The organism is Ciceribacter thiooxidans, from assembly GCF_014126615.1.
GTDB classification, from domain to species: domain Bacteria; phylum Pseudomonadota; class Alphaproteobacteria; order Rhizobiales; family Rhizobiaceae; genus Allorhizobium; species Allorhizobium thiooxidans.
Map to the genome: position 1 here is coordinate 2,133,028 of NZ_CP059896.1, position 23,171 is coordinate 2,156,198.

18 protein-coding genes are annotated in these 23,171 nt (G+C 64.1%); 11 read left to right on the forward strand and 7 right to left on the reverse strand.

The annotated features are described in order from the left end of the window. Position 1 precedes the first annotated feature (1 nt). Positions 2 to 886 carry a DMT family transporter gene (locus H4I97_RS10310; RefSeq protein ID WP_182304538.1) on the forward strand — a complete coding sequence of 295 codons (885 nt, stop codon included), beginning with the start codon at positions 2 to 4 and terminating at the stop codon, positions 884 to 886. A 2-nt stretch (positions 887 to 888) separates the two neighbouring features. Here H4I97_RS10310 and H4I97_RS10315 read toward each other — a convergent pair whose 3' ends face one another. Together H4I97_RS10315 and parC are read right to left on the reverse strand one after the other, a co-directional pair. Continuing rightward, on the reverse strand, positions 889 to 1,983 hold the full coding sequence (locus H4I97_RS10315) for an Acg family FMN-binding oxidoreductase (RefSeq protein ID WP_244658619.1): 1,095 nt from the start codon (positions 1,981 to 1,983) through the stop codon (positions 889 to 891). 208 nt (positions 1,984 to 2,191) lie between these two features. After that, the gene (parC, locus tag H4I97_RS10320) at positions 2,192 to 4,468 is read right to left on the reverse strand and encodes a DNA topoisomerase IV subunit A (RefSeq protein WP_182304540.1); all 2,277 of its coding nucleotides are present in this window, start codon (positions 4,466 to 4,468) and stop codon (positions 2,192 to 2,194) included. A gap of 219 nt (positions 4,469 to 4,687) precedes the next feature. On the opposite strand from parC, the gene H4I97_RS10325 reads away from it, so the two are divergent. The 3 genes from H4I97_RS10325 to H4I97_RS10335 all read left to right on the forward strand — a co-directional run bounded on the left by H4I97_RS10325 (position 4,688) and on the right by H4I97_RS10335 (position 8,469). After that, positions 4,688 to 5,881 (forward strand): YdgA family protein, encoded by a 1,194-nt coding sequence (locus H4I97_RS10325; protein ID WP_182304541.1) that lies wholly within the window; start codon positions 4,688 to 4,690, stop codon positions 5,879 to 5,881. 158 nt (positions 5,882 to 6,039) lie between these two features. Continuing rightward, positions 6,040 to 7,449 carry a cytochrome P450 gene (locus tag H4I97_RS10330; RefSeq protein WP_182304542.1) on the forward strand — a complete coding sequence of 470 codons (1,410 nt, stop codon included), beginning with the start codon at positions 6,040 to 6,042 and terminating at the stop codon, positions 7,447 to 7,449. A 12-nt stretch (positions 7,450 to 7,461) separates the two neighbouring features. Continuing rightward, positions 7,462 to 8,469 carry a lysophospholipid acyltransferase family protein gene (locus H4I97_RS10335; protein WP_182304543.1) on the forward strand — a complete coding sequence of 336 codons (1,008 nt, stop codon included), beginning with the start codon at positions 7,462 to 7,464 and terminating at the stop codon, positions 8,467 to 8,469. Positions 8,470 to 9,185: 716 nt separating this feature from the next. On the opposite strand, the gene aspS is transcribed toward H4I97_RS10335, so the two are convergent. Beyond that, on the reverse strand, positions 9,186 to 10,976 hold the full coding sequence (gene aspS, locus H4I97_RS10345) for an aspartate--tRNA ligase (protein ID WP_182304545.1): 1,791 nt from the start codon (positions 10,974 to 10,976) through the stop codon (positions 9,186 to 9,188). A gap of 221 nt (positions 10,977 to 11,197) precedes the next feature. On the opposite strand from aspS, the gene H4I97_RS10350 reads away from it, so the two are divergent. The 6 genes from H4I97_RS10350 (at position 11,198) to H4I97_RS10375 (ending at position 17,629) form a co-directional block, all read left to right on the forward strand. Beyond that, positions 11,198 to 12,433 (forward strand): MFS transporter, encoded by a 1,236-nt coding sequence (locus tag H4I97_RS10350; RefSeq protein WP_182304546.1) that lies wholly within the window; start codon positions 11,198 to 11,200, stop codon positions 12,431 to 12,433. An 87-nt stretch (positions 12,434 to 12,520) separates the two neighbouring features. Beyond that, positions 12,521 to 13,933: a multicopper oxidase family protein gene (locus H4I97_RS10355; RefSeq protein ID WP_182304547.1), complete on the forward strand. Its 1,413-nt coding sequence runs from the start codon at positions 12,521 to 12,523 to the stop codon at positions 13,931 to 13,933. Positions 13,934 to 13,968: 35 nt separating this feature from the next. Further along, entirely contained in the window at positions 13,969 to 14,853 is an 885-nt protein-coding gene (locus H4I97_RS10360; RefSeq protein ID WP_182304548.1) for an MBL fold metallo-hydrolase, read from the forward strand. Between the two features lie 135 nt (positions 14,854 to 14,988). After that, entirely contained in the window at positions 14,989 to 16,134 is a 1,146-nt protein-coding gene (gene rnd / locus H4I97_RS10365; RefSeq protein ID WP_182304549.1) for a ribonuclease D, read from the forward strand. 4 nt (positions 16,135 to 16,138) lie between these two features. Further along, positions 16,139 to 16,615, forward strand: coding sequence for a GNAT family N-acetyltransferase (locus tag H4I97_RS10370; RefSeq protein WP_182304550.1), 477 nt, complete (start codon positions 16,139 to 16,141; stop codon positions 16,613 to 16,615). Between the two features lie 3 nt (positions 16,616 to 16,618). Continuing rightward, positions 16,619 to 17,629, forward strand: a complete 1,011-nt coding sequence (locus tag H4I97_RS10375) for a small ribosomal subunit Rsm22 family protein (RefSeq protein WP_182304551.1) — start codon at positions 16,619 to 16,621, stop codon at positions 17,627 to 17,629. Between the two features lie 82 nt (positions 17,630 to 17,711). Here the strand turns inward: H4I97_RS10375 and H4I97_RS10380 are convergent, their stop codons facing one another. Continuing rightward, on the reverse strand, positions 17,712 to 17,981 hold the full coding sequence (locus H4I97_RS10380) for a hypothetical protein (RefSeq protein WP_182304552.1): 270 nt from the start codon (positions 17,979 to 17,981) through the stop codon (positions 17,712 to 17,714). A gap of 128 nt (positions 17,982 to 18,109) precedes the next feature. Beyond that, a complete protein-coding gene (locus H4I97_RS10385; RefSeq protein WP_182304553.1) occupies positions 18,110 to 18,517 on the reverse strand; it encodes a DUF2000 family protein in 408 nt (135 codons plus the stop codon). Between H4I97_RS10385 and H4I97_RS10390 the strand changes: the two genes are divergently transcribed. Further along, a complete protein-coding gene (locus tag H4I97_RS10390; protein WP_182304554.1) occupies positions 18,516 to 19,421 on the forward strand; it encodes an AraC family transcriptional regulator in 906 nt (301 codons plus the stop codon). The two genes, H4I97_RS10385 and H4I97_RS10390, sit on opposite strands and share 2 nt — an antisense overlap. A gap of 9 nt (positions 19,422 to 19,430) precedes the next feature. Here the strand turns inward: H4I97_RS10390 and ppx are convergent, their stop codons facing one another. Continuing rightward, positions 19,431 to 20,951: an exopolyphosphatase gene (gene ppx / locus H4I97_RS10395; RefSeq protein WP_182304555.1), complete on the reverse strand. Its 1,521-nt coding sequence runs from the start codon at positions 20,949 to 20,951 to the stop codon at positions 19,431 to 19,433. A gap of 10 nt (positions 20,952 to 20,961) precedes the next feature. Beyond that, the gene (locus tag H4I97_RS10400) at positions 20,962 to 23,154 is read right to left on the reverse strand and encodes an RNA degradosome polyphosphate kinase (protein WP_182304556.1); all 2,193 of its coding nucleotides are present in this window, start codon (positions 23,152 to 23,154) and stop codon (positions 20,962 to 20,964) included. Between the last annotated feature and the right edge of the window lie 17 nt (positions 23,155 to 23,171).

Genomic DNA, 23,171 nt, shown 5'->3' on the forward strand with positions numbered 1-23,171 from the left:
CATGCCTTCAGAACAATTCGACGCGCGCAGCAAGGGGCTCGTGCTGACCACGGCCGGCGGGCTGGCTCTGTCCTTCGACATTCCGCTCGTGCGCCTCGCCGACGGCGACATTTGGCCGGTGCTGGCGCTGCGCAATCTTTCGACCTTCGCCCTGGCATTCGTGATCCTTCTGATCCTGCGCCGGGTCGGTGACGGCCGGGTGCCCTTCCGGCTCTCGATCCGTAGCCTCGCCGCGAGCGCACTTTATGGCCTCTCGACCATGGCCTTCATCGCCGCCGTCTACCAGACGACCACGGCGAACCTCGTCTTCATCGTCGCGTTCAACCCGATGTTCGGCGCCCTTCTCTCCTGGTTCTTCCTGAAGGAGCGCCCCTCCTCCGCCACCCTCGCCACGATGGCGATCATGGTCTGCGGCGTGGCGCTGATCGTCGGCGACGGCATGGCCGCGGGGCATCTCTTCGGCGATCTGCTCGCACTCGCCTGCGGGTTCCTCATCGCAGCTGCGCTGACGATCGGCCGTGCCTCGAAGGAGCCGATGGGATTTGCACCACTGATGGGAACCCTGCTGCCCGGGATGACCGGCCTCGTCATGGCCAGCCAGACCGGTTTTGCCATCAGCGACCCGCAGTGGGTGCTGCTCGACGGTGCCGTGATGATGCCGCTCGCATTCTGGTGTCTCGCGACGGGCCCGCGCTACCTGCCGGCGGCCGAGGTCGGCATGTTCTATCTCCTGGAAACGATCCTCGCCCCCATCTGGATGTGGCTGATCTTCACCGAGGCTCCGAGCCGGATGACGCTGGTCGGCGGCACGATCATGCTCCTCGGCCTCATCGGAAACTCGGTGTTGCAGGTCTGGCTCTCCCGCCGCGTGCAGCCCGGCGTCTGAACTCAGGCGTCGTGCACGATCACTGCCTCGACCGGCCGTCGAGGCGAATAGGGCAAGGCGGGCGCATAGCCGAAGCGAAGCACGAGGTCGGGGCGGCGTCCCTCCAGCCCGGCGACTCGCGCCACGTCCGCACGCAGGCCGGCGACTTCCACCGGCTGATTGACGAATGCGGTCCGAATGCCCAGCGCTGTCGCCGTCAGGCAGAAGCGCTGACAGGCGCGCCCCGCCGCGATCCAGCCGGCGGGGCTTTCCGATGCGGCGGAAAAGACGACAATTCCCGCGGAGCTGTCCATCTGCCTGGAATATTTATCCGCCTCGCCGGGCGCGCGGAATGCGAGGTCGAAGGCGCGCGGCCCGATCCATTCCGGCAGGGCCGGATTGCCGCTCGCCGCAGCATAGAGCCCGTCACCCCGCGTGATCGCCGCAGAGGGGCTGAAGCGGATCCATCGCTTGAGTTCGGCCACGAAGGCGCGATCCGCCATCTGCGCATCGTTGCCGGCGATGACGAGGTCACGCATGCTGCCGATTGCGCCGCGCTCGGTCAGCAGGGCCAGATGGACACCGTCCACGGTGGCACTTTTTTGGAGGCGATCGAGGTCGGTGGATGGCACCGGACGACCGTCGTAGGCGCTACGCGTCGACTGCCGCCGGGGGATTGCGGTGAACATCTTCCAGGTGTCCGCATCGGCGGACATGCCGTCGCTGATGAAGGCCAGCGATGCTCCCGTTTCATCGCCGTCCCGTGTCACCCTGACCGCGCCGGGGCGGCCCGTTGCGATCGCGGCGATGGCGAGATTTTCGACGGCACAGCCGAGGCTGACATAGAGATGATGGTCGTCCGGATCGACCACCGGGGTGCGGCGGGAAAAATCCGGCCGGATGGCGATGCCCCGATCCGACGTGTGAAACAGCCAGGGTTGAGTGTTGTGTCCGTTGGCCGCGAGGGTGGCATAGCGCACGAGGCCGCGGTCGGTCGCCGGGGCGGTGAGCGGAACGCGGATGTCTCTCGCGTAGCGCTCGTAGCGAACCGCCGCGCGCCTTGCCTCGACGAGGATACCGACGCCGCCGAGCGCCAATGCCGCGGAGCCTCCGGTCAAGATTCCACGTCGCGTCAACATCCGGCTGCCTTCCATTGAATAAGGAACGAAATATGCAACCGAAAGATAACGATATGGCGCCGACGATCAACCCCTACGCGAAGAAAACTCACCGGCAAAATTGATGATAACGCACACGAATGGCGGCTATCCGGCTTCCGGCTTGACCGGCGGTTCTTGCCGGTCATACCGTCCCGCGTCGCTGATCTCAGCCTGAGAACTTGCCGCTTCTCGGGAAGCCCTTCGGTACCAGCCGCCCGGCGGAGGCGCGGTCGCCCAGCCATTCGACCAGTTCGTCCTTGCTCTTGGTGAAGACGCGCCCCGCACTGTCCTCCCAGGTCAGGCCATCGGCAATCGCGAAGCATTTCACGTCTGAGATGCCGCCGTCCTTGTAGCGCTGCAGGCGCACGCCCTTGCCGCGCGACATCTCCGGCACCTGCACGAGCGGAAAGACCAGGAGCTTGCGGTTTTCACCGACGACGGCGACATGGTCGCCTGCGACCGGCACGACGAGTTTCGTCTCGTCCGGCATGCCGACATTCATGATCTGCTTGCCCTTGCGGGTATTGGCGATCATCTCGCTTTCCGGGATCACGAAACCGTTGCCTGCCGTGGAGGCGAGCAGGAGCTTGCGCGACGGATCGTGGACGAAGGCGGTCAGGACGTCCTGATCATTCTCCATGTCGACCATGATGCGGATCGGCTCGCCGTGGCCGCGGCCGCCGGGCAGTTTGTCGCCGCCGAGCGTGAAGACCTTGCCGCCGGTGGTGACGAGCAGGATCTTGTCGGTCGTCTGCGCCGGGAACGCGACCCTGAGCCCGTCGCCCTCCTTGAAGGTGAGGCTCGACGTATCGGAAATATGGCCCTTGAGGGCACGGATCCAGCCCTTTTCCGAGACGACGACAGTGATCGGCTCCTTCTCGATCATCGCCTGCTGGATCGCCTCGATATCGGCGTCCGGCGCATTCGAGAACATTGTACGCCGGCGACCGAGTTCCGTCGCCTTGGCATACTTCTTCTTGACCTCGCCGATCTCCCAGGCAACCGTCTGCCACTGCTTGTCGTCGGAGGCGAGCAGGGACTCGATCTCGGCCTTTTCGGCGGAGAGTTCCTCATGCTCCTTGCGGATCTCGAACTCCTCGAGCTTGCGCAGATTGCGCAGCCGCATATTGAGGATCGCCTCCGCCTGCACGTCGGTCAGATCCCATTTGGCGATCATGACCGGCTTCGGCTCGTCCTCCTCACGGATGATGCGGATCACCTCGTCGAGGTTGAGATAGGCGATCAGCAGGCCGCCGAGAACCTCGAGGCGCCGGTCGATGGCGGCGAGCCTGAAACGCGAACGGCGGACGAGTACGTCCTTGCGGTGCTCGAGCCACTCCGTCAGGACCTCGTTCAGGGCCATGACCTTCGGCACCTTGCCCATCGAGAGCACGTTCATGTTGAGCGGAATGCGGCTTTCGAGTTCCGTCAGCTTGAATAGCGATTCCATCAGCAGCGTCGCGTCGACGGTACGGCTCTTCGGCACCAGCACGATGCGCACGTCCTCGGCCGACTCGTCGCGAATGTCTTCCAGCAACGGCAGCCTGCGGGCGATCAGCAGTTCGGCGATCTTTTCGATGAGCCGCGACTTCTGCACCTGGTAGGGAATCTGGGTGACGACGATCTGGTAGCCGCCACGACCGAGGTCCTCGGTCTCCCACTTCGCCCTGACGCGAAAACCGCCGCGGCCGGTGCGATACGTCTCGACCATGCTTTCGCGGCTCTCGATGATGATGCCGCCGGTCGGGAAATCCGGGCCTTCGATGCCGCCGCGCTGCGGGTTCGCCGGGTCGGCGATCAGTTCCTCGACGGTGGCACCGGGATTCTTGATGAGGTAGAGCGCCGCGTCGCAGATCTCATGGACGTTGTGCGACGGAATGGAGGTTGCCATGCCGACGGCAATCCCCGAGGAGCCGTTGGCGAGCAGGTTCGGGAAGGCGCCCGGCAGAACGACCGGTTCCTCATCTTCCTCGTTGTATGTCGGGCGGAAGTCGACGGCATCCTGGTCGATGCCTTCGAGCAGAAGCGCCGCGACCTCGGTCATTCGCGCCTCGGTGTAACGGTAGGCGGCGGCACTGTCGCCGTCGATATTGCCGAAATTGCCCTGCCCGTCGACGACAGGATAGCGTTGCGAGAAGTCCTGCGCGAGACGCACCAGCGCATCGTAGACAGACTGGTCGCCATGCGGATGGAACTTGCCGATGACGTCGCCGACGATGCGGGCGCACTTCTTGAAGGCCGAATTTGGCCGGATGCCCATTTCGCTCATCGCATGGATGATGCGCCGGTGCACCGGCTTCAGTCCGTCGCGCACGTCCGGGAGTGCGCGGTGCATGATCGTCGACAGCGCATAGGCAAGGTAGCGCTCCTCGAGCGCCGCCCTCAAATCCACCGGTTGAATATTGTCGCCGCCGTCACCGGGCGGCAAAAGGCTCTTTCCCATGTACCCTTGCTAGCGGAGATGACCCCGGACGGCAAGGAATCCGGCCGATCCGATTGTGGATTACGACCGTTTCGGGACATAGCGCCGCAGCGATGCCCGATGCGCGGTTAACCTTGCCGGAACGGCCCAACTTTCCCGCTATACTTCTCCCGCAGCAGACAGTAGGCTCCCGCCCAACCAAAAGGTTCAGTGATTACACCGATTTCAAGAGGATTCATTATGACAACGTCCCGGGCGACCACTCTTTTCCTCGCCGGAACCTTCCTGACCTCTCTCTCCGGCCATGCCTGGGCGCTGGACGGCCAGGACCTGCTGAAGAAGATCAACGCCGCCTATGCGGCCGGCAGCGCGACGATCTCGGCCGAGTCGGTCGAAGTCACCGGCAGCGACGTCCTGCTGAAGGGCGCCAAGTTCACGACGCTCGGCGAGAACCAGTCGAGCGTCAAACTCGGTGACCTGACGCTGAAGAACGTATCCGAGGAAGACGGCGGCGCCTATTCCATCGAGCGCATCGACTTTCCCCCGGTCAATTTCACCGAAGAGAAGTCGAGCGTAACGGTCGAGGACCTCTACCTCGCCGGCGTCTGGGTGCCCGGCAGCACCGAAGGCAACGACCTTTCCTCGATGATGCTCTACGAAGAGGCTCATAGCGGCCCGGTCAAGGTCGTCGTCGACGGCAAGGAAGTCTTCTCCATGGCCGAAGCGAGCGGCACGCTCGATGTCGCCGAGGACGAGGAGTCGATGAGCTTCGAGGCCGACATCAGCGGCATCAAGGCCGATCTCGCCTCGGTCGAGGACGCCAAGAGCAAGGAAGCCATCGAGGCTCTCAACCTCAAGACGATCGACGGCGAAGTCACCATGAAGGGCAGCTGGGAACTCGCCACCGGCACCATCAAGGTCGAGGAATACGCCTTCGACTTCGCCAATGTCGGCATGCTGAACTTCGCCTTCAGCGTTTCCGGCTACACTATGGACCTCGTAAAGCAGCTGCAGGAGACTGCCCGCACGATGCAGTCCCAGCCGAAGAACGAGCAGGCACAGCAGGCCGCCGGCCTCGCCATGCTCGGGCTGATGCAGCAGATGTCGTTCAACAATGCCGAAATCCGCTTCGAGGACGACGGTATCACCAGCCGTGGACTGGAATATGCCGGCAAGCAGCAGGGTACCTCTGGCGCGGACATGGCACAGATGGTCAAGGCCATGGTGCCGATCATGCTCGGACAGGCCAATCTCGGCGCCTTCGCCAACGAGGTCTCCGCGGCAGTCAATACATACATCGACGACCCGAACAGCCTGACGATCTCCGCCACCCCGGAAAAGCCCGTGCCCTTCCCGATGATCATGGGCGCCGCCATGGGGGCTCCGGACACGCTGCCGAAGGTGCTCGGCGCCAAGGTGACGGCGAACGACTGACGAACCGTTTCGCCAAAACATTTTTTGCTCTCGAAAGGGCGCGGCTTGCCGCGCCCTTTCGTCACGGATAGTGGTACTTTCAGCGCCGCGCGATTGACGGGACCGACCCGTGCCGCCAATCCTTGGTTGCTCATCGACAACCATGGATTTATCGCGCAATGTTTGCCTGGCGGCCACGACCGGTCGAGATCACCGAAAAACTGAACGATAACTCGTTCGAGCCCGCGCACGCCGCCTATTACGACGGCAAGAGCGGCGACTGGCTCCGGCTCCTGTTGCAGGCGCGCGTCGACTTCCTGTCGATCTGGCGCCCCGCCGATTTCACCGAGCGGGTGACGGCCACCCGCGTGCTGGGCCGGCAGATCGTACTGGTCAACGCGCCGGATCTCATCCGCCAGGTCGTGGTGAAGCGGCACGAGAATTATGAGCGCAAGAGCCCGCAGATGCGCCGGGCGCTGGAATACCTGCTCGGCGACGGCCTCTTCATTTCCGACGGAGAGACGTGGAAACAGCGGCGCGCGCTCGTCAACGACATCGTCCACACCAACCGGGTGCCGAGCTTCGGCCCGGTGATGGAAAAGACTGCCGGCGAACTCGTCGAACGCTGGAGCCGGATGCCGGACGGCGCGAGCGTCAATGTGCTGCACGAGATGGCGGGACTGACGGCGGAGATCATCGCGCGCAGCGTCTTCGGCAACAATCTCGGCAAGGAGAGCGCCGATGCCGTCACCGACAGCTTCACGAGCTACCAGTCACTGATCGACTCCATCAATCTCGGTTATTTCATCGGCTTCGACGAAGGCCTGCCGGTCCTCCGTACGCCATCGCTCCGCCGCTCGGTCAAGCGCATCCACCGCATCATCGACAAGGTGGTGGAGGACCATCTCGCGGGACGCGGCGACCATAACTCCATGGTCGAACTGCTGATCCGCCGGCAGGAGCGCAGCCCTGAACTGAAGCTGGACCTCGTCGCGCTCCGCAACGAGGCGGCGACGATCTTCATGGCCGGACACGAGACGACGGCAGCAACGCTCACCTGGGCCTGGTACCTGCTGTCGCGCGCTGGCTGGGCGGAACAGGCGGTGCATGAGGAAATCGCCCGCGTCTGCGGCGACCGCATGCCGACCATCGACGACGTGCCGAACCTCGACTATTGCCGCGCGGTGATCGAAGAAACGCTCCGGCTCTATCCGCCGGTGCCGATCCTCGCCCGCCAGACGAAACAGGCCGACACCATCGGCGACATGCCGATCGAACCGGCCTCGCTGGTGCTCATCGTGCCCTGGCTCCTGCACCGCACGCCGAGCCTCTTCGAGGACCCTCATCTCTTCCGGCCCGAGCGCTTCCTCGACGGTCGCCGGCCCGTTCCCTACAGCTATATTCCGTTCGCCAGCGGCCCGCGGGTGTGCCCGGGCATGAACTTCGGCCTCACCGAGGCGATCCTCTGCCTTGCAGTCCTTGCCCAGCGTTTCCGCGTTCGCGTCGATGCCGGCCACAAGGTGGAACCGCTCTGCCGCCTCACCCTGCGCCCGAAGGGCGGGCTGCCGGTGACGCTGCACCGGCGCTGAAGGAGACCGACAATGGCATCGGAAGACAAGACATCGAGCGCGAAAGCGGCCAAGCGCAAGGCGTGGATCTATTCGGAGGAACAGCGGCCTGCATTCGCCGACTGGTTCGCCGGTGGCGACCGACGCAAGCGCTTCGTCCGCTACTGGTTTTCGGACAACGTCTGGAACCTCCTACACCTTGCCGGGCATTTCGGGCTGAAGCTGCTGCCGATGGACGCGTGCTCCCGGTTCGGCGCCCGGCTCGGCATCTATGCCATCCCCCGCTTTCACAAGGTCGCGGAGAAACGTGCGCGCGCCAATATCGCCCAATTGTGCCCGCACTTGAACGGCGATGAAAAGGAAGCGCTCTTCCTGAAGAACTGCCGCACGCAGGGACGCCTGATGACCGAATTCTCCGTCATCAATCGCCTCAACCGGCACCCCGAGCGGATCGGCATCCACAACATCGAATGGGTGATTGATGCCGCCAAGCGCGGCCCCGTCATCTTCGTCGGCATGCATCTCGGCAATTGGGAGATCGGCCCGATCATTCTGCACCGTGTCGGGCTGGTGCCCTACATCAACTACACCCCGCCGCCGGGGCGCGCCAAGGCCTGGATTGCCGACCGCGTCCGACGCAAGAACTGGCTGAACTTCCTGCCGCCCGGTCTTGAAGGCATACGGCCCGCCGTGCGCGTGCTGAAAAGCGGCGGCATCGTCTCGGCCTTCTGCGACGAGGGCGTCAACGGCAAGATCCGCGGTCCGCTGTTCGGCCGCAAGCCGCATCTCGAAGGCAATCTGGCGATGACCATTCGCCTGGCGCGGATGACCGGGGCAACGCTCTGCCCCTGGTACAATCTGCGCACGGACGGCTTCCGCTTCGAGGCCTATGCGCTGCCGCCGATCGTGCTGCCGCCGGAGGAGAAGAACGGCGAACGCCTGCTCGACGATATCCAGTTGCTCAACGACGCGATCGAGCCTGTGATCCGCGAGCATCTGGATCAGTGGTTCTTCCTCGACAATGCGCTTGTGAGGGAGTGACGCGATTCCTCATCGACCCGTCCCTATTGTTGAGCTTCCGTGCATCGGGAAGTTTAGATGCCCCGACTGCGCGCTTGAAATTCCAGCCTGGCGATCTTCCGGGATGAGCCAGATCTGCCCGCATTTCTACTGCTCAGAATGCAGCAACGCAATTTTCCGCAGAGAAGACCAGCGCTTGGCATGGGACAGTGAAAGCCAGGAGGTGTTGGAGAAGATTGCGTCAACACTTCCCGCTTGCGGATGCGGTGGAAGGTTCGTGCCCGGCGCAAATCCGAAATGCCCGCGCTGCAGGCACGAATTTCGTCATCAATCATCGACGCTCAAGCGATTAAGCGATCCGCACGTTATTTTAGTCGATGGTGCGGAGATGTACGGAGACGACGGACCGGAATATCGTGCCGTAATTGCGACCGATAGCGCCAAGATAGAACATTGAAGCACTGAACCGCCACCTCCGCAGCCTCGCTTTCCGTGAGCCACGCGAAGTCGGCGAAGAGAAATGGATGCTTTGGCAGACCATATCGTTGGCAATAACCTGCTGCAGACAATTCAGCGGAACAACCTGTTGGAATGGCCCTGAAGGCGACATTATCCGCGCACGGGCCGAGGTCATGGCCAATGTCGTTCCTGGAGAAATGAACCTCTTGGAGAAGCTCAAAAAGAAGGCCCCAAAAGCAAGAGCTTCCGGGGCCTTTCTGATATCAGCGAGGATCGGCTCAGTCCTTTTTCGGCTGCGGAACGACGCGCAGCGCGAGTTCGCGCAGCTGCGTCGGGGTCGCTTCCGAGGGCGCGTTCATCAAGAGGTCCTGCGCCTGCTGGTTCATCGGGAACAGCGTCACCTCGCGGAGGTTCTTCGCGCCGACGAGCAGCATCACCACGCGGTCGATGCCGGCTGCCATGCCGCCGTGCGGCGGGGCGCCGTACTGGAAAGCGCGGTACATGCCGCCGAAGCGTTCCTCGACGTCGTCCCTGGAAAGGCCGACCATCTCGAAGGCCTTGACCATCAGTTCCGGCGACTGGTTACGGATCGACCCGGAGGCGATCTCGAAGCCGTTGCAGACCATGTCGTACTGGTAGGCCTTGATCGACAGCGGATCGGCGCCTTCCAGTGCCTCCATGCCGCCCTGCGGCATCGAGAACGGGTTGTGGGCGAAGTCAATCTTCTTCTCTTCCTCGTTCCATTCGAAGAACGGGAAGTCGACGATCCAGCACAGTTCGAAGCGGTCGCGGTCGATGAGGTTCAGTTCCTCGGCGGCGCGGTTGCGCGCTTCGCCGGCGAACTTGTAGAACTTCGCCGGTTCGCCGGCGACGAAGAAGCAGGCGTCGCCCTCGTCGAGGCCGAGCTGCGTGCGGATCGCTTCGGTGCGTTCCTCTCCGATGTTCTTGGCGAGCGGGCCGGCCCCTTCGAGGACCGCGCCTTCCTGGCGCCAGAAGATGTAGCCGAGGCCCGGCTGGCCCTGCTGCTGCGCCCAGCCGTTCATCCGGTCACAGAAGGCGCGCGAACCGCCGGTTTTCGCCGGTATCGCCCAGACCTCGACCTTCGGGTTCGAGGCAATCATGTTGGCGAAGACCTTGAAGCCCGAACCGGCGAAATGCTCGGTCACGCTTTCCATGATAATCGGGTTGCGCAGGTCCGGCTTGTCGGAACCGTATTTGCGGATCGCCTCGTCATAGGGGATGCGCGGGAATTCCTGCGTCACCGGCTTGCCGTCGGCGAACTGCTCGAAGACGCCGCGCATGACGGGTTCCATGGTCGTCCAGACGTCTTCCTGGGTGACGAAGCTCATCTCCAGGTCGAGCTGGTAGAATTCGCCCGGCAGGCGGTCGGCACGCGGGTCCTCGTCGCGGAAGCACGGTGCGATCTGGAAATAGCGGTCGAAGCCGGCGACCATCAGCAGCTGCTTGTACTGCTGCGGCGCCTGCGGCAGGGCGAAGAACTTGCCCTGATGGATGCGGGAAGGCACGAGAAAGTCACGGGCGCCTTCCGGCGAAGAGGCGGTCAGGATCGGCGTCGAATATTCGGCAAAACCGATCTCGCCCATGCGCCGGCGCATGTCGGCGATGATCTGGGTGCGCTTGACGATGTTCCTGTGCAGCGTCTCGCGGCGCAGGTCGAGGAAGCGATACTTGAGGCGCACGTCTTCCGGATAGTCCGGCTCGCCGAAGACCGGCAGCGGCAGTTCCTTGGCCGCCGACAGGACTTCGATCTCCTGGGCGTAGAGCTCGATTTCGCCGGTCGGCATGTTCTTGTTGATCGTGTCTTCCGACCGGGCCTTGACGAGGCCGTCGATGCGGATGACCCATTCGCCGCGCACGGTTTCCGCGAGCTTGAAAGCCGGGCTGTCCGGATCGGCGACGACCTGGGTGATGCCGTAGTGGTCGCGCAGGTCGATGAAGAGCACACCGCCGTGGTCGCGGACGCGATGAACCCAGCCGGAAAGCCGGACGGTGTTGCCGACATCGGACTTGCGGAGAGCGGCACAGGTGTGGCTGCGGTAACGATGCATTTTGCTAAATCCTGGACTTGGGCGCCGGCAAGAAAGGCGGAAAAGCGCCCCGAACTGCCGAGAGAAAATCGGGCGGAAAAGCGCACGTGCCGTCCGATTTGTCAAGGCTGGAGCAGATATGGTCGCTATTTCGGCTGTAACGGCAGAACCCTCTGGTCTAGAAGTGGCATCCTGTCTCGGCAGCGACTCAGAGACGGCACCGCCAATCCGCCCAGGCCCTCATGAACGACATCCGCCCGCTCATTCCCCTGCTCATCACCGCCGGCATCCTGATCGGGGGCAACGGCCTGCAGGGCACGTTCATCTCGCTCCGTGCGCTCCAGGAGGGATTTTCCACCTCCACCATCGGGGTGATCGGCACCGGCTACAATATCGGCTTTGCGATCGGCTGCATCTACGTCACCCGCATCATCCGTTCGATCGGCCATATCCGCACCTTCTCCGCGCTCGCAGCAATCGCCTCCGCCGCCTCGATCTCGATGCTGCTTGCGATCCATCCGGCCTCGTGGTTCGCGATGCGGTTGCTGCAGGGCCTCTGCTTCGCAGGTCTCTTCGCGGTCGTCGAAAGCTGGCTCAACGCCCGCGTCACCAACGCCACGCGCGCCCGCACGCTTTCCGTCTACCGCTTCGTCGACCTCGGCGCGGTAACGCTCGCGCAATACCTGATCCCGGCCGTCGGCATCAGCGGATTCGAGCTCTTCGCAATCGTCTCGATGGCGCTCACCCTTTCGCTCGTACCGATCTCGTTTGCCGACCGATCGAGCCCGGAAGCTCCGGAGGCGGTGCGCTTCGACCTGAAACTGCTCTGGAAGGTCTCACCGCTCGCGACGGTCGGCTGCATCGTCGTTGGGCTCACCAATTCAACCTTCCGCTCGCTCGGGCCGATCTATGCCGACGGCATCGGCTTTTCCGTGACGTCGATCGCCACTTTCATGAGCCTCGGCATCTTCGCGGGCGTCGTGCTGCAATACCCGCTCGGCCACTATTCCGACAAGCTCGACCGCCGGCGGATCATCCTGATCGCCACTTTCGGCGCCTTCGCCGCGGGGCTCTTCATCACCTTCGTCGCCGGAACGAACGAACTGCTGAACTATGTCGGCATCTTCATCTTCGGGGCCTTCGCGATGCCGCTCTATTCGCTCTGCTCGGCGCATGCCAACGACCACGCGGCACCCGGGCAGCATGCGCTCGTCTCCGCCGGCACGCTGTTCTTCTGGTCGGCCGGTGCCGTGGTCGGGCCGCTTTTCGCCTCCTTCATGCTCGACTACTTCGGGCCGCAGGCGCTTTTCATCTACACGACCGTCGTGCTCGGCGTGTTCATGGTCTACACGCTGCTCCGGATGACCGTCCGCGAAGGAGTACCCGCCACCGCGCGGCGGCCGCGCTTCCGCAACCTCCTGCGCACCTCGACCTTCTTCAGCAAACTCGCGGCGCCACCTTCCGAGAAACAGGACTGACTGCGGCAGTTTGGTGGACGATGCCGTATTGATGAATTTTCCTCTCAACTTTAAAAGAGAAGAAATGTCATCAGTCCGGTATCCCGAATGCTTCCGCTGACCCGCCGCAATCTCCTCAAGACCGCCGCCGTCGGCGGCGCCTATGCCTCGGGCGTCGCGCTCGCACCAGGCATCACCCGCGCACTCGCCGGTGCGACGGCGGACCCGTTGTTGCTGGAAGCTCACGAACTGACGGCGATGATCGACGGCAAGGCGCCGAGCGACGGCGTGATGAGCTACCGGACAGTCGCCTCGCCGGCGGACGTGGCACCGCCGGTGCTCCGGGCGCGGCGCGGCGAGCCGTTTTCCGTGCGGTTCGAAAACCTTCTCCAAGAGCCGACGACGGTGCACTGGCACGGATTGCGGATCGCCAATGCCATGGACGGCGTTCCTTTCCTGACGCAGCCTTACGTCTATCCCGGCGACGGCTTCGACTACGCCTTCACGCCGCCGGATGCCGGCACCTTCTGGTACCACCCCCACTGCAATACGCTGACCCAGATCGGCCGCGGGCTCGCCGGCATGCTCGTCGTCGAGGACCCGAACGACCCGGTGTTCGACGGCGAGATCGCGCTCAACCTGCGCGACTGGCGGCTCGGCGGCAATTCGCAGTTCATCGCGCAGTTCAAGGCGCGTGATGCCGCGAAGGCCGGCACCTTCGGCACGGTGCGCACTGCCAACTGGCAGGTAGAGCCGAGCTACGACGCAGCGGCCGGCGGGCTGATCCGGCTTCGTCTCCTCGCCTCCGACGTCACGCGCATCTTCAACCTGAAACTCACCGGCGGCGACGCGGTGGTCGTCGCGATCGACGGCCAGCCGGTGCCCTCTATCATGCCGCTCGACACCGCGATCATCTCGCCCGGCCAGCGACTCGATCTCGTGCTGCGCATGCCCGATGACGAAGGGGCGACGGTCGCGATCGAGGACATCCGCCCATCGACGCCGAAGACGGTCGCGCGGCTCAGGGCCGTCGGCACCTCGCTCAAGCGGAGCCTCGGCGACGTGCCGCCGCTCACCGCCAATCCGCAGGCCGAACCCGACCTTTCGGCGGCGATCGAGGTGCCGCTGATCCTCAGCGCCACCGCCGAACAGGCGGCGAAGGATTCAATCTGCGGCTCCCTCGGCTATTCCTTCTGGGCGATCAACAAGGTGCCCTATCCCGGCGACAGCGCCGATCCGATGGCGCCGCTCGCGGAAATGAAGCTCGGGAGGACCTATGTCTTCAATCTCGAGAACGTCACGCCGCACGCGCACCCGATCCACCTGCACGGCATGAACTTCAAGGTGATCTCCTCGTCGACGCGGCAAGTCCTGCCGCTCGTCTCCGACACCTACCTCGTTTTGCCCGACGAGAAGGTGCAGCTCGCCGTCGTCGCCGACAATCCGGGCGACTGGGTGCTCCACTGCCATATCATCGAGCATCAGAAGACGGGTATGACGAGTTTCGTGCGGGTGGTATAGCGGGTCTTCCCGCGCTGCCCGACCGGAGACGTTCCATGCCGTCGCTCACCGACACCCTGCGCATCCACGAACCCTATCCCGGCCTTTACGCCTATTATGACGGCAGGATCGAAGGCGTCCGGCTCTGGTCGAAGGAGCGCAACTGGATGGACGACGGGGCCTATTCGCTGGGCGTCGCCAGCTTCTCGATCGTCTCCGGAAGCGAGGCCGTCGTCTACGACACCCATATCTCGCTCGACCATGCCCGCGCGATCCGCGCGCATCTTTTGAGCCTCGGCGTCGAGACGATCAGGGTCGTACTCAGCCACTGGCACACCGATCACATCGCCGGCAATGCTGTCTTTTCCGATTGCGAGATCATTGCCAACCGGCTGACGCACGAGGCGATGGTGGCAAACCGCGAAACCCTTGCCGCGAAAACCCCGCCGATCTCGCCGGTCATTCTTCCGACCCGCCTTTTCGAGGACGAGTTCACGCTCGACCTTGCGGGACTCGAACTTCGGCTGATGCGCTTCGACGTCCACAGCGCCGACGGCACCGTGGTCCTCGTCCCCGCGCTCGGCGTGCTGCTTGCCGGCGACACGCTGGAGGACACCATTACCTATATCTCCGAACCCGAGCACACGCGCACCCACATCGGCGAGCTCGACCGGCTGGCGGCCCTGCCCTTCCGGCGCATCCTGCCGAACCACGGCGCCGAGGCGGTGATCGCGGCCGGAGGCTACGAGCCAAGCCTCATCTCGGCGACCAAAGCCTATCTCGAACGCCTGCTTTCCCGTCTTGACGACCCGGCAATCGACAGCGAACCGCTCTCCACCTTCGTTGCACCGGAGGTCGAGAAGGGCTGGATCGGCTATTTCGCTCCTTACGAAGAGGTGCACCGCGCAAACATCGCGGCCCTGCGCGAGGCTCGCCGCTGATCCTCTTCTGTCGCTTTGCCGCGTCACTTCGCCCGGAAATGCCCCCGCGGCGACCGGAACCGGCCGTTCATATTGACATCGGAGGGCGAACGCGGAAGGAAGGTGGATCGCAAATTCCATCAAGACCGAGACGACATGATCGAAACGACCGCTGCCCTCGAGGAAGCCTGCAAACAGCTCGCCAAGTCCGACTTCATCACCATCGACACCGAATTCCTGCGTGAATCCACGTTCTGGCCGGAACTTTGTCTGATCCAGATGGCGAGCCCGGACCTCGAAGTGATCGTCGATCCGCTCGCCAAGGGCATCGATCTCGCGCCCTTCTTCGCGCTGATGGCGGACACTTCGGTCGTCAAGGTGTTCCATGCCGCACGGCAGGACATCGAGATCATCTTCCACCTCGGCAACCTGATCCCGCATCCGATCTTCGACACGCAGGTTGCAGCGATGGTCTGTGGTTTCGGCGATTCGGTCTCCTACGACCAGCTCGTGCAGAAGGTGAAAAACGTCCACATCGACAAGACCTCGCGCTTCACCGACTGGAGCCGGCGACCGCTTTCCGACAAACAGCTCGAATATGCGCTCGCCGACGTCACCCATCTGCGCGACGTCTACCTGAAGCTCAAGGACGAACTCGAGCGCGAGGGACGTGCCGGCTGGCTGACCGAGGAGATGAACATCCTTGAGTCGCGCGAGACCTACGACCTGCACCCGGACGACGCATGGCAGCGGCTGAAGATGCGGCTCCGCAAGCCACAGGAGCTCGCCGTCATCAAATATGTCGCCGCCTGGCGCGAGCGCGAGGCGCGCAACCGCAACGTCCCGCGCTCCCGCGTGCTGAAGGACGATGCGATCTACGAGATCGCCCAGCAGCAGCCGAAGGATGTCGAGGCGCTCGGCCGGCTGCGCACCATCCCCAAGGGCTGGGAACGCTCGAATGCGGGTGCTGCCATCATCGAAGCGGTCAACGAGGCGCTCGCCCTGCCGAAGACGGAGATGCCGCATGTGCATCGGCACGTCCAGGCGCCCGACGGGGCCGCCGCCTCGGTCGAGCTTCTCAAGGTTCTCCTGCGGCTCACCTCCGAAAAGCACGGCGTCGCCGCGAAGGTTATCGCCAACAGCGAGGACCTGGAAAGGATCGCCGCCGAAGGCGACAAGGCCGATGTCGGCGCAATGCACGGCTGGCGCCGCGAACTCTTCGGCGACCTCGCCCTGAAGCTCATCTCCGGCGGCGTCGGCCTGCGCTTTGTCGACAAGCGCGTCGAAGCGGTGGAGTTCTGAGGCAGTGACCACCCTTCGGTGCGCCACGGCGGACGACATCCCGTTCATCATGCGAACGGAGCGGCTGCCGGGCTATGACCTCGTGGTCGGGCGCTTCGGGGAAGCAGAACACCACGCAAGGATTGCCGATCCCGCCTGGGCCTATCTCGTGGGTGATGACGGTTTCGCCATCCTCAACGACCTCGACAACCGCGACGGCAATGTCTGCCTCAAGCGCTTCGCGGTGACCGAGAGGGGTCGCGGCTTGGGTTCGCGGCTCATGCCCCTCGTGGTCGACTGGAGCTTTACCCACACGCCTGTCCACCGCCTGTGGCTCAACCTCGTCGAAGGTAACGAGGCGGCCTGGCGCGTCTACGGGAAAAATGGCTTCCTCAAGGAAGGCGTCCGGCGCGAGGCGGCCGTGCTGCCGGACGGCAGGCGTTCCAACATGATCATGATGTCCATCCTGCGCCCCGAATGGGACGCGCGGCAGCGAGGCTGAACCGTGGAACTGCCCGCCGTCCTGCGCCGCGCCGTCGATGAAGCTCTCGAAGGCGAGCCGCTCGACCGTCTGACCCGCGCCAGCCAGACCCTTTCCGATCGATACCGCCGCGAAGTGCGCGACGGGCGTTTCCATATCGACGGGACGCTCGCCGCCAAGGCCTATCTCGCCACCCGTCTGCCGGCGACGTTTGCCGCCGTCCGGGCGGCGCTCGACATGGTCGCCGAGGCTTCTCCCTCTTTCGTGCCGAAAACGCTGCTCGATGTCGGTGCCGGCCCCGGCACCGCGCTCTGGGCGGCCGCCGACTGCTGGCCGGAACTCCGCCAGGCGACGATCGTCGAGGCGAGTGCATCTATCCGCGCCGTCGGCGAGACGCTCGCCAGATCGTCGACGGTAGATTCGACATGGCTTGCCGGCGACGTCACCGCGGCACTTCCCGTCCAGGCGCCGGCCGACCTCGTGACGCTCGCCTATGTGCTCGACGAAATTGCCGAGACGGCCGTCGCCGCGGTGACGGAAAAGCTCTGGATGCTGACCGGACAGACGCTGGTGATCGTGGAACCGGGCACGCCGGCCGGCTGGCGGCGTATACAGATCGCCCGAGACACCCTGATCAGGACTGGCGGGCATCTGGTGGCCCCCTGCCCGCACGCCACACCTTGCGCGATCACCGGCAGCGATTGGTGTCACTTTTCGCGGCGCGTGGCGCGCTCTCGCCTTCACCGGCTGGCGAAGCAGGCGGACGTGCCTTGGGAAGACGAGAAGTACATCTTCATCGCCGCCTCGCGGATGCCGGCCGAGCCGCCCCCGGCACGGATTCTTGCGCCACCGCGCGTCGCAAGCGGCCTCGTGCGCCTCAAGCTCTGCCGTTCGGACGGCGCCATAGGGGAACTCACCGTCAGCCGGCGCGACGGCGATCTCTTCCGTGAAGCGCGGCGGGCCGACTGGGGCGACGGCTTCCATCTCCCGCCAGTGGAAATCGGCCCGGAAGGCGATCTTCTCGACGGGGTATAGCCCCCGACTCAGCCATTGACGGAATCGCAAGGGCCGGCGCATGGTCGTGCACCGGCCCCGCAATCTCCAGCTTTCGCGCAGGTCAGAGCTTCAGAACGAAGGTCGGTCCGCTCTCCAGCGACTGAAGCGCTCCGTTCGGATCATAAAGAGCCACACCCGATGCGCCCGGCGCTGCCGACGGATCGCTCGTCGTGTACTCCACAGTCCAGTCAACCTGGATCTCCGGGCTTGCGAGTGGCGACTTCGTCTGCCAGGCGACGCTGGACTGATCGCCCGTCTTCGGCGCTTTCTGATAGATCGTGATGCCGGACGAGCCGGCATTATTGTTGAAGTTGATGCTGTAGGTCGACACGATAAGTACCTCGTTGTGTTCGGTGGCCGCAGACTACGCCGCGAGACGCCCGACACAACGGCCGAAACTGGGCCCACCTCAGCGAGGAGACATAAGGTTACGGCAAGGATAACGGCACGCGTCCATTCTCAGCCGTGCAGCCTGGCACCTTTGGTGATCTTGTCGACGAGCTTCTTCTCGGCCCTGAGGCCGATACCGACTACCTTCGCATTGTCCGGCGCAAACTCGGCAAAGACGGCCCGGTTGGCGGCGTCGTGGCCCGTCGAGAACATTTCCTCGATGTAGAGCGAGGCGGTCACGCCGCGTTCCAACGAACGCCGGTGGATCGTAGATAGCGTCGACGCATCGGCGGAGAGCACGACGATCGGTTGACCAGCCATGGCGTTGTAGACGTTGCCGGCCGCATCGCGGTAAGGTTCACCGATAATGGATGCTTCCTGCGCGACGATGCCGCTCGTCACGAACGCGGTGACGTTGAGCTTCTGCCAGCTGGCGAGATCCTCCCTGAGGACGACGACAATCTTGGTATCGAACATGGACGACAATTCCCTCCGCGGTTTCAAGGGCACACCCGCCCCTGCCGCCGCTATAGCGAAGGTCGTGGCGGGCGGTCTTGAACGATCCTGCACTTCGGTCACGGAGGACCGCTTGCGCCTTCTCGGCGGCTCGGCGGGGCTCGAACATATCGAGGCGGCCTTCAGGGGCGACGGATTTTCCCCGCATCGCCACGACACCTACGGCATCGGCGTAACGCTCTCGGGCGTGCAGACCTTTCAATATCGCGGATCACGCCGCGCGAGCCTGCCCGGCAATATTATCGTCCTGCATCCCGACGAGTTGCATGACGGCGCGGCCGGAACCGAGAGCGGGCTTTCCTACCGCATGATCTACGTCGCTCCGGAAAAGATTGCCGATGCCCTCGGGAGGCGGGGCGCGCTACCGTTCGTCGCCGACCCCGTCGTCGACGATCAGGGTTTCCGTCGCGGCCTCGCCGAAGCGATCATCCAGCTGGACGAAGTCCCCTCGGAGCTCGCCGTCTCCGCGGTCGTGGCAATGATCGCCGACGGCCTCAAGCTGCATTGCGACGACAGGGGCCGACCTGCGACGCGAGGCGTATCGGCGGGCATCGCCGCCTGCCGGGACTTTCTCGCGGCGCATTGTACACGGGAGGTTCGTTCTTCCGAGCTGGAGGCGATCGCCGGCCTCGACGGCTACACGATCGCCCGGCAGTTCCGCCGCGCCTTCGGCACGAGCCCGCATCGCTATCTCGTCATGCGGCGACTGGATCTCGCACGCTCGCTCATCCGCGAACGTGAAGGGCTGGCGCAGGTCGCGCTTGCCGCGGGCTTTGCCGATCAGGCGCGTTTCACCCGGCATTTCAAACTGGCCTATGGCATGACGCCCGGCCGCTGGCAGGCGCTCATTTCGACGGTACGATGAACCTGAGGCCTATTCGAAACGGAAGGCGAGCCGCTTGCCGGTCAGCCGCGCGAGCTGCTGCAGGCGTCCGTCCAGCCGTTCGCCGGCAAAGCCGCGATACTGCGGCGGCACGACGAATTCGAGATCGAGGTTCGGCTTTGCCGAGCGCTCGAAGGTGAGACTGTCGACCACACCCGGCATCGAGGCGGAGAAGAGATAGACGACCCGCAACAGACCGCCGACGAGCTTCGCCCGCTGCAAGAGACGCTCGGTCGCGATCGCGGCGAGCGGGCCGGTCTGGCCGTCGTCGTTGAGCCCTTCGAAGCGGTAGTAATTGGTGAGCGCGATGAACGCGCGTCCCGGATGGGTGATCCCGATGAAGGACGAATGGGCGATGATGTTCAGCGCCTGCAGGCCACGGTAATCCGGATGCGCCCGCCAGCTGATGTCGGCGAGCAGGCAGGCGGCCTGCCGGTAGCGGCCCTCCTCCACCGTCTCGTCGATGTCAAAGAACGGCATCATCCGGCCGGTCCAGTCGGCAAGCTCGCGTGCGTGCTCGGGTGAACGGGCTCTCAGGATCGCCAGTTCGTCGGCGGCGGCGAGCAACGGGTCGGCGGCGCGGTCTTCTTCCGAGAGAAGTGCATAGAGATAGCCTTCGCGCACGCCCTGTGCCGAGAAGGAAACCTTCGCCGGCCTCATCGCGTCGAGCACCTCGCGCATGGCGATGGCGCCGTAGGGAAGAAGCGCCCGGCGGCTCTTGGAAATCGCCTGCCAGGCCGGATCGCGGCTGTCGCCGTTGGCGACGATCTCGTCGAGGAAGCGGGCGACCTCGTCGTAGGGCAGTTCGTAGCCCTGCATCATGTGGAGTGGGTAGTTGCGCTTCTCCATGTGCAGCTTGGCGACGTTTCGCCAGGTCCCGCCGACCGCGTAGAAGGTGCGCCCCTCACCCTTCTCGAGCATGGTGGTCTCCCGGATCAGCCGACGGGCGATCGTGCGGGCCTTGGCGATAGAACCTTCGGCGGTCTCGGACAGGCGGATACCGCCGAGCGGCAGGGTGATGCCCTTGCCGAGCTCCCGGCCGCGAATGTCGATGAGTTCCAGCGATCCGCCGCCGAGGTCGCCGGCGATACCGTCCGGATCATGGAAGCCGCTGACGACGCCGAGCGCCGAATAGAGCGCCTCTTGTTCACCGCTCAGCACTTCGATCGGGTGTCCGAGGATCGCCTCGGCCTCGCGGATGAAATCCGGGCCGTTGGCGGCTTCCCGCGCTGCGGCGGTCGCCAGCACGTACATGGATGTGGCCTGCGCCTGCTCGGAGAGCGCACGAAAACGCCGGAGTGCCGCGAGCGCACGGCGCACGCCCTCCTCGTCCATGCGCCCGGTCGACGCAAGCCCCTTGCCGAGGCCGCAGAGGACCTTTTCGTTGAACAGGATGGCAGGCGACCTGGAAAGACCTTCATAGACGACGAGGCGGATCGAGTTCGAGCCGATGTCGATGACGGAGACAGGGGCGATACCGGGTAAACGTCCCTGCGCTTCTGATCGTGTCATGAAGTACCAGTTATTTCTTTCGGCCGGAGATGATGCCGGCGATCAGCTTCGGCGCGCTCGATTTCAATGCTTCGCCCCGGCCCGAAAGGCTGGGATTGGTCATGAAATACTGCTGCGCATTGAACGGTTCCTCTCCCGGGCGCACTTCCATGCGGCGGGAGGTACCGTCGGGCAGTATCTCGTAGCTCTGCTGGTTGTCAATCAGATTGCCGAGCATAATCTGTGAAAGAACCTGCTCGTGAACCGTCGGATTTATCAGGGGAACCAGCGTTTCCACGCGCCGGTCGAGATTGCGCGGCATCATGTCCGCAGAGCCGATATAGACGAGCGCCTTTTCCGACGGCAGGCCGTAGCCGTTGCCGAAGCAGAAGATGCGGCTGTGCTCCAGGAAGCGGCTGACGATCGACTTCACCCGGATATTGTCGGAAAGCCCCGGCACCTGCGGACGCAGGCAGCAGATGCCGCGCACCACGAGGTCGATCTCCACGCCCGCCCGGCTTGCTCTGTAGAGCGCATCGATGATCTCGGGATCGACGAGCGAGTTCATCTTCATCCAGATCGCCGCCGGACGACCGGCCTGGGCATGCTCGATCTCTTCGGCGATATGCTTGAGGATGCGCGGCCGAAGTGTATAGGGCGAGACGGCTAGCTTCATGCTTTCCTCCGGCTCGCCATAGCCGGTGATGAAGTTGAAGACGTTCGCCATGTCGTGGGCGATCTTCGGATTGCAGGTGAAGAAGGAGAGGTCGGTGTAGATCTTCGCCGTGACCGGATGATAGTTGCCGGTGCCGAGGTGGCAGTAGGTCCTGAGCTTGCCCTCTTCGCGGCGCACCACCATCGACATCTTGGCGTGTGTCTTCAATTCGATGAAGCCGAAGACCACCTGTACGCCAGCGCGTTCGAGGTCGCGCGCCCAGCGGATGTTCGCTTCCTCGTCGAAACGCGCCTTGAGCTCGACGAGCGCCGTCACCGACTTGCCGGCATCGGCCGCATCGATGAGGGCGCGGACGATCGGGCTATCGTTCGAGGTGCGGTAGAGCGTCTGCTTGATCGCCAGCACGTCCGGATCGCGGGCCGCCTGCAGGAGGAACTGCACGACGACATCGAAGGATTCGTACGGATGGTGGACCACCATGTCCTTCTCGCGGATCGCCGCCAGGCAATCGCCGGCATGTTCGCGCACGCGCTCGGGGAAACGGGCATTGTAGGGTTCGAAGCGCAGGTCGTCGCGCGGCGCCTTGGCGATCTCGGAAAGCGTGTTGAGCGCCAGCAGACCGGGCAGGATCGCCACCCGGTTCTCCGGCACGCCGAGCTCGTGGACGACGAACTGGCGCAGCGCGGCGGGCATTTCCGAATCCGTCTCGATGCGGATCACCGAGCCACGGCGGCGACGCTTCAGCGCCGTCTCGAAGTAGCGCACCAGGTCTTCGGCCTCTTCCTCGACTTCGATATCGCTGTCGCGGATGATCCGGAACGTGCCGAAGCCCATGACTTCGTAGCCGGGATAGAGCCGGTCGATGAACATGCCGACGACATCTTCGAGCGTGATGTAGCGGAGCATATTCCGGTCGTCGGGCAGCCGGATGAAGCGGTCGAGCGTCGTCGGCAGGCGCAGGAGCGCGGTCATCGGCTCACGGCCCTGCTTGCGCTCGAGCTGCAGCCCCATCGAGAAACCGAGGTTCGGGATGAAGGGGAACGGGTGCGCCGGATCGATCGAGAGCGGCGTCAGCACCGGAAAGATCGACTCCTCGAATTCCGTCTCGATCCATGCCCGGTCCTCGTCCGAGAGGGCCGCCGGGCGGACGATGAGGATGTCCTCCTTGGCGAGGTACTGCTGCAGGACGGCGAGCGAGGCCTGCTGCTCCATCTGGAGATTGTCGATCTCCTTCAGGATTTCCTCGAGCTGTTCGAGCGGCGTCTTGCCGTCGGGGCTACGGATGGCGATGCCCTGGCGCACCTGCCCTTCGAGACCGGCAACGCGCACCATGAAGAACTCGTCGAGGTTGGTCGCGGAGATCGACAGGAAACGGACCCGCTCGAGTAGCGGATGGGCCGTGTTCAGCGTCTCTTCGAGGACGCGACGATTGAATTGCAGCCAGGAAAATTCGCGGTTGATGAAGCGCGAAGGACTGGTCATCAGGTCTTCCGTTTCGGCGCTCGCCTCGACCCCGACCGTTTCCATCCCGGTTGCAACGTGATCCATAATTCCGTCCTTATGTT